This window comes from Pedobacter aquatilis, from assembly GCF_032678405.1.
In the GTDB taxonomy this organism is placed as follows: Bacteria; Bacteroidota; Bacteroidia; order Sphingobacteriales; family Sphingobacteriaceae; genus Pedobacter; species Pedobacter aquatilis_A.
Genome location: NZ_JAVTSJ010000004.1, coordinates 174,956 through 187,926, shown reverse-complemented (window position 1 = coordinate 187,926; position 12,971 = coordinate 174,956). Strand labels below are relative to the sequence as shown.

16 protein-coding genes are annotated in these 12,971 nt (G+C 33.9%); 7 read left to right on the top strand and 9 right to left on the bottom strand.

Annotation, left to right across the window (positions count from 1 at the left end):
• Positions 1–141 precede the first annotated feature (141 nt).
• Together R2R71_RS12360 and R2R71_RS12355 are read right to left on the bottom strand one after the other, a co-directional pair.
• Positions 142–1,236 carry a serine protease gene (locus tag R2R71_RS12360; protein WP_316831581.1) on the bottom strand — a complete coding sequence of 365 codons (1,095 nt, stop codon included), beginning with the start codon at positions 1,234–1,236 and terminating at the stop codon, positions 142–144.
• Between the two features lie 8 nt (positions 1,237–1,244).
• A complete protein-coding gene (locus R2R71_RS12355; protein ID WP_316831580.1) occupies positions 1,245–1,811 on the bottom strand; it encodes a sigma-70 family RNA polymerase sigma factor in 567 nt (188 codons plus the stop codon).
• A 207-nt stretch (positions 1,812–2,018) separates the two neighbouring features.
• On the opposite strand from R2R71_RS12355, the gene R2R71_RS12350 reads away from it, so the two are divergent.
• The 5 genes from R2R71_RS12350 (at position 2,019) to R2R71_RS12330 (ending at position 5,044) form a co-directional block, all read left to right on the top strand.
• Complete coding sequence (locus tag R2R71_RS12350) at positions 2,019–2,237, top strand: hypothetical protein (RefSeq protein ID WP_316831579.1); 219 nt, start codon at positions 2,019–2,021, stop codon at positions 2,235–2,237.
• A 133-nt stretch (positions 2,238–2,370) separates the two neighbouring features.
• Positions 2,371–2,589, top strand: coding sequence for a hypothetical protein (locus tag R2R71_RS12345; protein ID WP_316831578.1), 219 nt, complete (start codon positions 2,371–2,373; stop codon positions 2,587–2,589).
• A gap of 138 nt (positions 2,590–2,727) precedes the next feature.
• Positions 2,728–2,922 carry a hypothetical protein gene (locus tag R2R71_RS12340; protein ID WP_316831577.1) on the top strand — a complete coding sequence of 65 codons (195 nt, stop codon included), beginning with the start codon at positions 2,728–2,730 and terminating at the stop codon, positions 2,920–2,922.
• Between the two features lie 136 nt (positions 2,923–3,058).
• Entirely contained in the window at positions 3,059–4,405 is a 1,347-nt protein-coding gene (purB, locus tag R2R71_RS12335; RefSeq protein WP_316831576.1) for an adenylosuccinate lyase, read from the top strand.
• Between the two features lie 87 nt (positions 4,406–4,492).
• Positions 4,493–5,044 carry a NifU family protein gene (locus R2R71_RS12330; RefSeq protein ID WP_316831575.1) on the top strand — a complete coding sequence of 184 codons (552 nt, stop codon included), beginning with the start codon at positions 4,493–4,495 and terminating at the stop codon, positions 5,042–5,044.
• Positions 5,045–5,124: 80 nt separating this feature from the next.
• On the opposite strand, the gene R2R71_RS12325 is transcribed toward R2R71_RS12330, so the two are convergent.
• The 6 genes from R2R71_RS12325 to R2R71_RS12300 all read right to left on the bottom strand — a co-directional run bounded on the left by R2R71_RS12325 (position 5,125) and on the right by R2R71_RS12300 (position 11,393).
• A complete protein-coding gene (locus tag R2R71_RS12325; protein ID WP_316831574.1) occupies positions 5,125–5,916 on the bottom strand; it encodes an inositol monophosphatase family protein in 792 nt (263 codons plus the stop codon).
• A gap of 57 nt (positions 5,917–5,973) precedes the next feature.
• Complete coding sequence (locus R2R71_RS12320) at positions 5,974–7,122, bottom strand: prolipoprotein diacylglyceryl transferase (RefSeq protein ID WP_316831573.1); 1,149 nt, start codon at positions 7,120–7,122, stop codon at positions 5,974–5,976.
• 74 nt (positions 7,123–7,196) lie between these two features.
• Positions 7,197–8,525 carry a tRNA (N(6)-L-threonylcarbamoyladenosine(37)-C(2))-methylthiotransferase MtaB gene (gene mtaB, locus R2R71_RS12315; RefSeq protein WP_316831572.1) on the bottom strand — a complete coding sequence of 443 codons (1,329 nt, stop codon included), beginning with the start codon at positions 8,523–8,525 and terminating at the stop codon, positions 7,197–7,199.
• A 113-nt stretch (positions 8,526–8,638) separates the two neighbouring features.
• Positions 8,639–9,205 carry a UbiX family flavin prenyltransferase gene (locus R2R71_RS12310; RefSeq protein WP_316831571.1) on the bottom strand — a complete coding sequence of 189 codons (567 nt, stop codon included), beginning with the start codon at positions 9,203–9,205 and terminating at the stop codon, positions 8,639–8,641.
• Positions 9,206–9,629: 424 nt separating this feature from the next.
• Positions 9,630–10,412, bottom strand: coding sequence for a DUF4350 domain-containing protein (locus tag R2R71_RS12305; protein ID WP_316831570.1), 783 nt, complete (start codon positions 10,410–10,412; stop codon positions 9,630–9,632).
• Positions 10,413–10,520: 108 nt separating this feature from the next.
• The gene (locus R2R71_RS12300; protein ID WP_316831569.1) at positions 10,521–11,393 is read right to left on the bottom strand and encodes an OmpA family protein; all 873 of its coding nucleotides are present in this window, start codon (positions 11,391–11,393) and stop codon (positions 10,521–10,523) included.
• Between the two features lie 197 nt (positions 11,394–11,590).
• Here R2R71_RS12300 and R2R71_RS12295 point away from each other — a divergent pair, with 197 nt between their 5' ends.
• Together R2R71_RS12295 and R2R71_RS12290 are read left to right on the top strand one after the other, a co-directional pair.
• The gene (locus R2R71_RS12295) at positions 11,591–12,007 is read left to right on the top strand and encodes a c-type cytochrome (RefSeq protein WP_316831568.1); all 417 of its coding nucleotides are present in this window, start codon (positions 11,591–11,593) and stop codon (positions 12,005–12,007) included.
• 179 nt (positions 12,008–12,186) lie between these two features.
• On the top strand, positions 12,187–12,489 hold the full coding sequence (locus R2R71_RS12290) for an RNA-binding protein (RefSeq protein WP_316831567.1): 303 nt from the start codon (positions 12,187–12,189) through the stop codon (positions 12,487–12,489).
• Between the two features lie 200 nt (positions 12,490–12,689).
• Here the strand turns inward: R2R71_RS12290 and R2R71_RS12285 are convergent, their stop codons facing one another.
• Positions 12,690–12,971 carry a hypothetical protein gene (locus tag R2R71_RS12285; RefSeq protein ID WP_316831566.1) on the bottom strand — a complete coding sequence of 94 codons (282 nt, stop codon included), beginning with the start codon at positions 12,969–12,971 and terminating at the stop codon, positions 12,690–12,692.

Sequence of the window (12,971 nt, the reverse complement as noted above, 5' to 3'; positions counted from 1 at the left end):
TGATTAAAACAAATCTAACAAATAGTATATTAAATATATAGATATTATATGTTTTTTAGACATCTAAATTATAAAAGCATAAAAAAACCCTGAGGGGTTTAACCAACAGGGTTTTAAGTATATTAATTTGTTTGGGTGTAATTAATTATAAACTTTTACCATGAACACGTAATCCTGCAATTTCTCAATTTGTTTTGCACGTTTCATACCAGATAAAACACTTCTTTTACTTACCGTTAGTTTTTTACCCAATGAATCCTGAGGAATTGCTCTCATAGCTTCTAATATATATTTAGATTTTATAGCAAATGAAGCGCCTTCGGCAGATGTTTCTTTACCACTGATAATACCGACAAGATTTCCGTTGTTATCCAATAACGGACCACCACTATTTCCTGGATTTAGCGGAATAGCAACCTGGTATTGTGTTGTATCACCAATAAAACCGCTTTTCGAACTCACATAACCTTCACCCAATACCGCATCATCTTTAGGATAACCCCAGGTATAAACATTTTCGCCAACTCCAGTACTGTTCTTTTTAATAGTGTATGGTAATGCAGCTAAATTTTTGAAATGCTTATCATCAATTTTCAAAATTGCTATATCATATTCTGGATCTCTGTGTACAATCTTAACCTTAAACGACTCACCTTCCCCATTTTGGATATAAACAGAATCTGCATCTTTAATTACATGAAGATTGGTAGCGATGTAGCCGTTAGTAGAAACAGCAAAGCCAGTTCCGCCAAAATTACCAGGGTTGGTTTGCTTATTCGCAGATGAGTTATCAGAGTTAATTTTTCTGATTAAATTATTTTGTGTTTTTAGGGAATTTGTAACCTGCTTACTTAACTGCACATATTTATCAGCCTGCTGACTATTATGCTGTATAGAATAAATTGAAACAAAAGATAAAACGATAAAAGAGGCAGCAACGGCGATTGCAGATTTGTGCTTGCGCCATAACTGAACAACACGCGAAGGATGAGGCGCCAGTTGTATTACAAGGGTATCTACATCAATTTCAGCATGTATTTTATCCATTTGCTCTTTTAAAAGCAACTGCTGAGCATACTCTTCCATTGTGTGTAAAAATACTTTATGCGAAACTACTTTGTGGTCTATTGCAGCATCATTACGGCGCAACTGCTCAAAAGCTTCAGTTTCCTGTGCATTAAGTTTACCTAACAGATAATCTTCAATAATTGCATCTAACTCTAAATCGTTTCTCATCTCAATTATTAGTGTTGAAAAAATATTTTCTTTAACCTTTGCAGGCACTTATATTTTTGTGTTTTTGCATTATCGGTATTGGTATAACCAAACTTTTCGCAAATATCCTGCATGGATAAATTATGTATATAAAAATCCTGGATAATGGTTTTACAAGGTTCGCCCAGATGTTCGAGAGCAGCTTGCATTTTAACAAAAGCGGCATCTTTTTCTTCATGGTGCTCTACATCCTCCTCAACTTCAAAAACATCTTCATAATCGGTAATGCTGCCTGTTTTTTTGCTATTCTGGGCCAATTTCTTTAGCCAGATACGGCGACAAACCGAATAAATATAAGTTTTTAACTTGCTGCTGAGTTCAAAATCGCCAGTCTTAACTTTGTTATATAAAATGATAATTGCTTCCTGATAAACGTCTTTCGCATCATCTTCATCACCATTATTATTCAGGATAAATTGCAAAACCATCGCAAAATGCGTCTTATATAACTTATTAAGTGTATCTGCCGAGTTATTTAGGATACCTAAAATAAACTCTCTATCTGTTGTAACTGAACTCTTTAAACCGTTATTCACCAATTAATACTTTTTTCTGTAAATAGTAACCCAATATTAGATAAAAAAAATATTTATAGCTACTAACGAAGGGTTAATACTATCCACATAAAAAGGGTAACCCAAACTACCTAAAAAAATATTTTCACTTTTTTTAAAATTATCGGGTTACCTTTTTACCTTTGCGGCATTAATGATAAATTAATTAATACTTAAAAAAATTCAAAAATGAAAAATGCATTCAAATTAGGCTTTTTAGCTTTAGCTTTATCTTTATCAGTAGCAGCTTGTAACTCAGAAAAAAAAGCTGAAGGTGCTGACACTACAGCAACTGATTCAACTACTGTAGTTACTGATACTACTGCAAAAGATACTACAGTAACTGATTCAACTGTAAAAGATACTACAGTTAAAACTACTACTGAGAAAACTGAAGTTAAACACTAGTTTACCTTTACTCATAAGAAAAGGCCTTGAGTTATCTCAAGGCCTTTTTTATTTTTTTTTATTTTTCAGGGTTACCTTTTAAAAATTCAGGTATTAAGGGTAATTAATAACTTAAAACAAAAAAAATATCAATATGAAAAATGCATTCAAATTAGGCTTTTTAGCATTAGCTTTATCTTTATCAGTAGCTGCTTGTAACTCAGAGAAAAAAGAAGGTGGTGCTGATACTACTGTAACTGATTCTTCTACAATCGTTACTGATACAACTGCTGTTGACACTACTGTAAAAGATTCTACAGTTAAAGACACTACAGTTAAAGCTACAACAGAAAAAACTGAAGTTAAACACTAATTTTTAGCTTTAAACAATACAAAAAAGACTTTATTTTAAAAATAAAGTCTTTTTTTTGACAAAACGAGTTACCTTTTTCATATAATTGTATTATTAAGTAATTAATTAATCGAAAACCAAACAAAAAAAGAAGAAAAAATGAAAAATGCATTCAAATTAGGCTTTTTAGCTTTAGCTTTATCTTTATCAGTAGTTGCTTGTTCAGAAAAAAAAGCCGAAGGTGCTGATTCTACAGCAGTTGATTCAAGCGTAGTTGATACAACTGTAAAAGACACAACTGTAAAAGATACTACAGTAAAAGACACTACAGTAGCTGATACAACTAAAAAATAGTTTTAACACTACTTTATTAAAAAGGCTTTGATTAAATTCAGGGCCTTTTTTTTGTTTTAACCACAAATCTTTCATGCACTTAAGCCTTAAAATCCATCAATTGTAGTAAATTTGCGGCAAAATTATATTCCGCATAATGAATTTAACATCACTACAAGCTATTTCACCTGTTGATGGTCGATACAGAAAAACAACCGAAAGTTTAGCCGCTTATTTTTCAGAAGAGGCATTAATTAAATATCGTGTTTTTGTAGAAATAGAGTACTTCATCGCACTTTGCGAAACTAACTTGCCAGGATTGGAACAATTTGACAGAAACCTTTATGCTGAATTGAGAAAAATTCATGAAAATTTTTCAGAAACGGATGCACTTGAGATAAAGGAAACTGAAAAAGTAACTAATCACGATGTTAAAGCTGTAGAGTATTTTATCAAAAGTAAATTCGATGCACTAGCTTTAAATGACTACAAAGAATTTATCCACTTTGGATTAACTTCTCAGGATATAAACAATACCGCGATTCCATACTCCATTAAACTTGCGTTAAACGAAAGCTATTATCCGGCGATATCGGCATTAATCGAAAAGATTAACATACTGGCTAAAGAATGGAAAGACATTCCAATGCTGGCACATACACATGGACAACCTGCCTCTCCTACCAAATTAGGTAAAGAATTTCTGGTATTTGCAGAAAGATTGAGCATACAGCTCGACAATTTAAAAGCGATTCCGAACAGTGCTAAATTTGGCGGCGCTACAGGTAACTTTAATGCACATCATATTGCTTATCCGCAGGTTAATTGGGTTGACTTTTCAAATCACCTGGTAAATAACATATTAGGTTTAAACAGGGCACAGCATACAACACAAATCGAACACTATGATCAATTTGCGGCACAATGTGATGCCTTAAAACGTATTAATAACATCATCATTGATTTAGACAGGGATATCTGGACATATATTTCAAAAAACTATTTCAAGCAAAAGATTAAAGCTGGCGAAATTGGCTCTTCGGCAATGCCACATAAGGTTAATCCAATTGATTTTGAAAATGCTGAAGGAAATGCCGGAATTGCAAATGCATTATTCGAATTCTTTGCGGCAAAACTTCCAATATCACGCTTGCAAAGAGATTTAACAGATTCTACTGTATTAAGAAACATAGGTGTTCCATTTGGACATACGTTAATAGCAATTAATGCTACCCTCCGCGGATTAAATAAAATTTTACTGAATGAAGCTGCTTTAAATGCTGATCTGGAAGATAACTGGGCAGTAGTTGCCGAAGCAATACAAACCGTATTGAGAAGAGAAAATTATCCAAATCCTTACGAAGCATTAAAAGAATTAACCCGTACAAACACTAAAATAAATGCTACAAGCATTGCTGAATTTATTGAAGGGCTTAATGTTTCTGAAGCAGTTAAAGTTCAGTTAAGAACAATTACGCCATTTAATTATACTGGTATTTTTTAGTAAAATTAAATTGACGCTAAACAGACAGCTCACAAAAGTTTTATTAACCACTATTTGTTAATTTTGTTTATTCAAATTGATTGAGACATGACTATTAACGTATATACAGAACAAACTCCTAACCCGGCAACCATGAAATTCATGGTTAACAAGCTGTTGATTAACGGAAGTGAAGATTTTGCCACGAAGGAAAGTGCAGAACATTCCCCTTTCGCTAAAGAGTTATTTAAGTTCAATTTTGTAGCAGGTGTATTTTTCGCGAGTAATTTCGTAACCATTACAAAAACTGATGATGCAGACTGGGCAGATATTGAGGCAATTTTAAAAGAGTTTGTAAAGGGTGCGGTTGAATCTGAATTAAAAATTAAAGAAGCTACTGCTGAAGAAGCACCGAATTTTGAAGGTTCAGAAACCGAAATTAAAATACAGCAAATTCTGCATGATTATGTTCGTCCTGCTGTAGAGCAAGATGGTGGTGCTATAACTTATAAATCATTTGATGAAGGTGTTGTAACTGTAGAGCTTCGTGGTTCTTGCAGTGGTTGTCCTTCTTCTACTATAACTTTAAAATCAGGCATCCAGAATTTATTACAAAGAATGGTGCCGGAAGTTACGGAAGTAGTTTCAGAAGCATTGTAAAAACAAAAGCTTAACTTATAGAAAAAGCCCCGATTTAGTCGGGGCTTTTTTATTGGGTTTTCTGGTAAAGAAAGCGCAGCTTAATTAAAATGTTTTTTAATCGAAGCTAATATTTCACCTGTTACCTTAGCATTTGTTGCCAATATTTCTCTTTTATTAAAGTAATCATTTCCACCAGCAAAATCTAAAACCTCTCCTCCTGCCTGCTGTACAATAAAGCAGCCTGCTGCAAAATCCCATTGTTGCAGATTAAATTCAAAAAAAGCATCAAAACGACCGCAAGCAGTATAAACCAAATCTATTGCTGCTGCACCAATGCGGCGAACGCCATGGCTTTTCTGCATCATTTCCTCCAGCAATTTTAAATATTGCGGTTGTTTATCAAATTGATAATAAGGAAAACCCGTAGCTAATAAACACGATTTTAGATCTGGATTTGAAGAAACCTTAATTTCTTTCTTATTCATAAAAGCACTTCCACCTTTATAAGAATAAAACATTTCTCCCCTGTTAAGTTCGTAAACAACACCTAAAACAGGCGAACCATCTTCATAAAGTGCCACACTAATCCCATAGGCTGGTATTCCGTGAATAAAGTTAGTTGTTCCATCTAGCGGATCAATAATCCATGTATAAATCTTGCCTTCTCTGCTAATGGTTTTCTCCTCAGTAATAAAGCCAGCATCCGGAATCAGCTTTTCCAGGTTTTGAACAAGTTTAAGCTCTGCGGTCTTATCCACGTAAGAAACCATATCGTTTAAGCCTTTGTATTCAATTTTATTTGCATCGAATTGCATGGCTTCTTTCCGGATAAAATTGCCGGTAAGTTTAACAATTGAGATGACTTTATTGCATAGTAATTCGTAATTCATAATAGGTTAACAACAAACCGAATTTGTTGTTGAAATTAAATGAAATTATAGAATGATTTAAGCGAGTGTATTTTTATTGCGAAGGGAATAAATGCTTAATATTATTCCGCCGATAACCAGAAACGTTGAAATCATTTCAGCCTGGGTAAACGGCAAACCCAATACATGATATTTTGAGTTTACACGGATCAATTCAACAAAGAAACGTTCCACTCCGTTTAAAATCATATAAATACCAAACATTAATCCAGGTGCCTTTATCTTGTCTCTGATACTCCAGAGAAATGCAAATAAAATAAAACAAACTATAACTTCGTACAATGGTGTTGGGTAAACACCCTGTGCCAGTTCATTACAGAATTTACCTGTACACCCAGGAATAGGAATACCTTCACCTACCACATTATTAGGGTATTTATACGACCATAACCAATCTGGAAGCCATGAAAACGGTTTAGGATTAGGGTTTACAATTCCCCAGTCGCCATCGCCTGAAAGATGACAACCGATTCGACCGACTGCATAGGCTAGCATCATCCCAGGTCCGCCAACATCAAGCATATGGAGTGGTTTTATGCCGTTTTTCCTGGCAATATAAAGCACTGCAGCACCACCACAAATAAGCCCTCCATAAAAAGTAAATCCGCCCGCAGAAAATATTCTTTCAATTGGATGCTGAACAAAATCATCCCAATATTCAAGGCCATCGAAAACCTTAGCGCCTAAGAAACCACAAACAGCGGCCCAAACGACCAGGTTACTCATAATTTGGTATGGATGCACTGTTACCTTAACCTCTTTTGGTTTTGGCAATTTCACTTTATTTTTTTCTTTATGATCCCAATAGGCAAATAAACCGGCAAAAAATAAACCTCCTAGTACGTTTCCTCTAGCGGATAGTAAGATTAATTCGATATTATCTGCAGCGATTTGGTAATTCGTTACTAAATAAATGAGCTTGTAGCCTATTATAAAACCAAAAAGACCATTTAAAATCAGCTCGCCTGTTGTTGCCGGCAAACCTACCATTACTTTCTTCTTAAATGAATGAAGCACACCTAAGGCTTCTTTTCTTTTTAATTCCTGAGAAAAAGCCCAGTAACCAGCTACGAAAGCAAGTGCCACAAATAGCCCGAATGTTTTAAAAGGAAGTGGCAAATTAATGCCAAAAAGATATTCTAAAAAATGTGAAACGGTAGGAAACATACAAATAATTTGAGGCTAAGATAATAAAGAAAGCTGAAAGACTAAAGCTGAAAACCCAAGCTTATCAGCTAATATTAATTACTGTGATGAGCGTAAACAGTTTCCAATTCAGCAACTTCTACTTCTCCTTCAGCGGTTAATTCTAAAAGCTTAACAGCCTTTAGTTCATTTACCATCAGTGGATCGTATTTAGCACGAACTTTAACATAGTTTTTAGTGAAACCATGCATATATCCCATTTTCTGGTCTGCCTCAAACAAAACCTCAGCTTGTTTACCTATTTGAGATTGATAAAATGCCCGCCTTTTTTTATCTGATAAAATATGTAGCATTTTACTTCGCTCATTACGCTCACTTCCCGCTACAACACCTTTCATTTCTGCAGCAACGGTCAATTCTCGTTCAGAATAAGTAAATACATGCAAGTACGAGATATCAAGCTGATTTAAAAACTGATAAGTATCTAAAAAATCTTCTTTTGTTTCACCCGGAAATCCAACAATAACATCAACACCAATACAACAATGGGGCATTACTTCTTTTATTTTTGCCACACGCTCTACATAAAGATCTGTGCGGTAGCGTCGGCGCATTAATCCCAGAATTTTATCAGAACCTGATTGCAAAGGAATATGAAAATGAGGTACAAAACGTTTCGATGTTGAAACAAATTCGATAATCTCATTACTTAAAAGATTTGGTTCAATTGAAGAAATCCTGATTCTTTCAATACCTTCAACCTCGTCTAAAGCTTTAACTAAATCTAAAAATTTATCTTCACGCTGTCCATTGCGGATACCAAAATCGCCAAGATTTACGCCTGTTAAAACAATTTCCTTTACACCACTTTCAGCAATCATCTTGGCACGATTGACTACATTCTCAATCGTATCGCTTCTACTCGCCCCACGTGCTAATGGAATTGTACAGTAGGTACAAGGATAGTCGCAACCATCCTGAACTTTTAAGAAAGTACGTGTTCTATCGCCAATAGAATAGGAAGCTATGAAATTATGATTTACTTTCTCGATATTTTGCTGATGAACAACGGCTTTCGGGTTTTTAGTTAAATCAGAAATATACTCAACTATTCTGAATTTTTCAGCTGCACCTAAAACCATGTCAACACCTTCTATTTCAGCAATTTCCTGTGGCTTTAACTGGGCATAACAACCAACAATAGTAACATAAGCATTTGGAGAATATTTTAATGCTTCCTTAACTACTTTACGGCATTTTTTATCGGCGTGGTCAGTTACTGAACAAGTGTTAATCACATACACATCAGCAGCATCCTGAAACTCAACCACGGCATAACCGGCATCGGTAAATAAACGACCAATTGTTGATGTTTCGGAGAAGTTTAACTTGCAACCTAATGTATAAAATGCGACTTTTTTCATTTAGCCTGCAAAGATAGGAAATTAGATTTGAGTATTAAGATTTGAGCTTACCTATTGAAGGTAAATTACAGTGAAATAACATTTCATGCAAAACTGAAATTAGCAGTCGAAAATTACTCCTCGTTCCATCTGTAGCTTTCCTGCTCAAAACCAGCTAAATCTATAACCCTGCTAATAACCGTTTCAGCGACTTGTTCAATTGTTTTAGGTAAACTGTAAAAGGAAGGATTAGCCGGGCAAATGATACCGCCAGCTTCAGTTACAGCTTTCATATTATTAATATGGATTAAACTAAAGGGTGTATCGCGAACAACTGCAATAAGCCCTCTGCGTTCCTTTAATACAACATCTGCAGCCCGGGTAATTAAATCGTTGGAAATCCCATGCGCTATCCGCCCCAATGTGCCCATAGAACATGGGACAATAATCATGGTATCATATTTAGCCGAACCTGAGGCAAAAGGCGCATTGAAATCATTTTTATTGTAAAAATTGAAATTATATTTATGGTAATCCTGATTACCGAGCTCAAACTGCCAGACTTCTTTTGCATTATCACTCATCACTACACCAACCGCTTCTATCTGATTGGTGAGACCCAACAATTTATCGAACAATACTTTCGCATAAACTGAACCGCTGGCGCCTGTAACGGCAATGATTACTTTTTTCTTACCCATTATGCAAAAATAGAATTATTTAAATATAGCGCATAAAAAAGGGCCGAATACAAGTATTCGACCCTACATCTACCTATGAAAAACATACCCTCGAAAGGGTAAGAACAAATATATATATTTTTTTAAAAAAAGATAATCCTAGAATGTTAAATCGTTAAAAACACACATTATTTTTTACTAAAAAACAACAATTAACTGAAAAACAGACCATTAAAATAAAAAGAAAACAAAACTTTTTCTCATAAAAAGTGTTTAAACCACACTAAGTATACATAACCCGTAATACAAAATAAATAAACAAAACCTAATTAAAAAGACAAAACAATAAGAAATCATCAGAAAACACACAACTATTGTTTTCTTTTGAAGCAATGAGCAATCTTTTTATACTTAATTTTAGGTACAATTTATCAAAACCAGTATGTTATTTTGCCCTGGCTTTATTAAGCAGCCATTGTGAAACATCGTGCATGGCTTTATCATTTTCATACTCTTGTGGTAATCTTCCATTCACATACTCATTGTATAACCAAGGATCTCCAACAGCTAATACCGTACCTTTTCCATACTTCGCTGAAACGATGACATTAGCTCCGTTCGAATCTTTCAGAATTGATTGTGCTGGTTTTTTAATGGTTATCGAGCATACATCTTTTAGGAAAACCCTTGCCGATGTTTTGAATAAAGATTTAGCAGAAAAAGTATTTAAACCACCATCAGCAAAATGTTCATCATCTGTAACATGTAAAATAATATCACGGTTAAAATTTAAGCCGAATTTATTAGCCAGAATATTTAAGTGTTGTAAATCTGCATTAGCGCTATCATTGGCCATAATAAATAAAACGCCACCTTCTTTAACCCAGTTTGCAATTTCATCTGCATCTTTTTCTGATACATAATTTGGATTTGGGTTATCTCTTAAATTATCCGGGTCTACTATAATATATACATCTGTCCCTTTTAGATTTGCTTTAGTTGGAGCCTCATCAAGACGTTTAAGCTCTTTCGCACCGTTAGCTTTAAACGCTTCACCAAATTTAGAGAAACCCGTGTTTTCTGTGTCATCCCAGGTGTAATGATATCTGGTTAAATTGCCAGATTTATCTTTTTTCGATTCCTGGTTAAAATAGCCATCAACAGTTATTGTTTGTGCTGCAACAAAAAGTGGTAAAGTAAATAATGCGATTAAAAAAAAGTGCTTCATCTTATATTATCTTAGATTAGATTTTCATTGTTTCAAATATATTTCAAAATTATTTAAACACAAAAAAGCCCCAACTAAACGCTGAGGCTTTAAATTGTTAACCAAAACTTATTGTTTTGGTGCAGCTGAAGTTTCCGGTGCTTTACCTATTAAATCCATAAACTGATCTAATTTAGGTGTGATAATAATCTGTGTACGACGGTTTTTTGATTTTCCGGCAGGTGTACTGTTATCCGCAATCGGATTAAATTCACCTCTACCACCTGCAGTTAATCTTTTTGGATCTACAGCATATTTAGTTTGCAATACCTGAACAACTGATGAAGCCCTCAAAGCACTTAGATCCCAGTTGTTTCTGATGTTAGTTTGAGCAATTGGAACATTATCAGTATTACCTTCAATTAAAACATCATAAGTATCGTAATCTTTAATGATTTTAGCAATCTTATTTAATGTTTCTCCGGCCTTATCAGAAATCTCGTAACTACCTGATTTGTAAAGCATATTATCAGACAATGAAATATAAACAACACCTTTTAAAACCTGAACATCAACATCGCCAAGTTCTTCCCTGCTTAATGAACGCGTTAAATTATTGGTTAACACCATATTAAGTGAATCACTTTTGTTTTTGGCATTGATAAGCTGTTTAATGTATTTGTTGGAGCTGTTTATTTCATCAACCAATTTTGAAATATTAACATTTCCCTGGTTGCTTGAATTTAAACATTTGGTTAGCGCATCTTGTAAAGAAGCAATATTTGCTTTCTCTGATGCAATTTGTTCCTCTAAACTTTTTACCCTGCTATTTGCTCCGGTTAGCTCTCGCTGGCTATCCTGGTATTTATTACTTAACTCCTGATTACGTTCACGCAATTTATCAAAAGTTGACTGGAGTTCTGCGTACTTTTTATTACTTACACATCCTGAAACCAGCAGGATAGATAAAAATACTAGAGGGATTGATTTGTAAAGTTTCATAACTTTTTATTTTAAATTATAAATTTTAGATAATGAGATACAACAACCGTTCCTATTTAATGTTTTAACCTGAAATTTAAGTTTTATTAACTTTTACTCAGCGCTTTATGAAACATTAATTCCAGTAATATTTTTACATAACTTACTCGTACAAGTTTTGAAATTCTTTTCTATATTCGATTACTAACAAAACTGACATGATTAATAAAAAAACAATAACTATGGCCATGCTTGCATGCATGGTTGTATTCCTGAGTGCATTTATGCCCAAGCAACAGGAAGCTTTCAAAGCGAAGAATCTGAAAGTATTACCTAAAAACATCAGCAAAGAAGATTTGGACAAGGTAATGGATGGTTTTAAGGCTTCTTTAGGTGTCAGATGTAACTACTGCCATTCTGCAATGAAAGACAATCCGAGAAGAATGGATTTTGCCAGTGATGAAAATCCTAAAAAAGAAATTGCAAGAGATATGATGAAGATGACAGCTAAAATAAACAAGAAGTATTTCCAACAACAAATGAAAGATGGAAAAGGCTTAATCGAAATATCTTGTACCACCTGTCATAATGGAAAATCAGAACCTGTTTTAAAAACAGCTATTGCTGAGAAATAGACAAATACAAAATGCCTTACAAAAGACTTAATCCAGATGGATTAGGTCTTTTTTGTTTAAAATAAGTTAAAATTTATTATCAATTTCTGATTTCCTTTTGGTTTAAGCTTCCAATTATCTTATTTTGCATCAAATAAAAAATATCAGTAGATAAGACCTGAATAATAACCTTAATTTTTATGACTAAACTTTTTATCGGTGGTTTGGCCGACAATATTCAGGAAATGGATTTGGCAATCTTGGTAAGTCTTCACGGCGAGATCGATACGATAAAAGTTGTAAGGGATCGGGCTACAGGAAGATGCAAAGGTTATGCTTTCCTTGAAATCCCTAAACTAACTGATGCCAATAACATTATATCAATGCTTAATGGAGAATCTTTCAAAGGAAATACCCTTACAATTAAAATTTCTGAAGATATCCCTGTAAAGAAACCATCGCAAAGACCAAATAAATTTATCTCAAGAAAGATTCCTCGATAATAATCAGATTTCTTATTGATTAAATATCTCTTAAAATTTACTTTCACCCCGTACTCTTATGTGGAATTAAAAATACTTTTGAAGTATTAAAAATAATACGTAAAATTACACCTCATTAATTGTTGTCTAAGGGCATGATTAATTGTTTGTTAATGCAGGGTATTAATTGCCCTGCATTTTTTATTTAATCATCCAGAATTTTACGATCTGTTTAAAGAAGAATACCAGTTTATAGGATGTGAACGTAGATTCATTCCATCACTTTCGATATGATAAAGTATTATCGGCATAGTAAAATCGACTAACTTCTCCACCTGTCGCGACAGGCTACCTAAAAAATCTATACTGGAAATGCCTTCCTTTAAGTGAATATAAATTACTGTTGCGGTTTTGAATTCAAATCTTTCAACTTTTGCGGGCCATCTAGATTTGATTTTGTTAAGGAAAGTTGTAATTTTCTTTTTGTCATTTAAGGTATCCAT

Bases quoted from the DNA above. Each gene is read 5' to 3' on its own strand.
- R2R71_RS12360 (WP_316831581.1), bottom strand. From the start codon at position 1,236: ATGAGAAACGATTTAGAGTTAGATGCAATTATTGAAGATTATCTGTTA.
- R2R71_RS12350 (WP_316831579.1), top strand. From the start codon at position 2,019: ATGAAAAATGCATTCAAATTAGGCTTTTTAGCTTTAGCTTTATCTTTA.
- R2R71_RS12345 (WP_316831578.1), top strand. From the start codon at position 2,371: ATGAAAAATGCATTCAAATTAGGCTTTTTAGCATTAGCTTTATCTTTA.
- R2R71_RS12340 (WP_316831577.1), top strand. From the start codon at position 2,728: ATGAAAAATGCATTCAAATTAGGCTTTTTAGCTTTAGCTTTATCTTTA.
- purB (WP_316831576.1), top strand. From the start codon at position 3,059: ATGAATTTAACATCACTACAAGCTATTTCACCTGTTGATGGTCGATAC.
- R2R71_RS12330 (WP_316831575.1), top strand. From the start codon at position 4,493: ATGACTATTAACGTATATACAGAACAAACTCCTAACCCGGCAACCATG.
- R2R71_RS12325 (WP_316831574.1), bottom strand. From the start codon at position 5,916: ATGAATTACGAATTACTATGCAATAAAGTCATCTCAATTGTTAAACTT.
- R2R71_RS12320 (WP_316831573.1), bottom strand. From the start codon at position 7,122: ATGTTTCCTACCGTTTCACATTTTTTAGAATATCTTTTTGGCATTAAT.
- mtaB (WP_316831572.1), bottom strand. From the start codon at position 8,525: ATGAAAAAAGTCGCATTTTATACATTAGGTTGCAAGTTAAACTTCTCC.
- R2R71_RS12310 (WP_316831571.1), bottom strand. From the start codon at position 9,205: ATGGGTAAGAAAAAAGTAATCATTGCCGTTACAGGCGCCAGCGGTTCA.
- R2R71_RS12305 (WP_316831570.1), bottom strand. From the start codon at position 10,412: ATGAAGCACTTTTTTTTAATCGCATTATTTACTTTACCACTTTTTGTT.
- R2R71_RS12300 (WP_316831569.1), bottom strand. From the start codon at position 11,393: ATGAAACTTTACAAATCAATCCCTCTAGTATTTTTATCTATCCTGCTG.
- R2R71_RS12295 (WP_316831568.1), top strand. From the start codon at position 11,591: ATGATTAATAAAAAAACAATAACTATGGCCATGCTTGCATGCATGGTT.
- R2R71_RS12290 (WP_316831567.1), top strand. From the start codon at position 12,187: ATGACTAAACTTTTTATCGGTGGTTTGGCCGACAATATTCAGGAAATG.
- R2R71_RS12285 (WP_316831566.1), bottom strand. From the start codon at position 12,971: ATGGATACCTTAAATGACAAAAAGAAAATTACAACTTTCCTTAACAAA.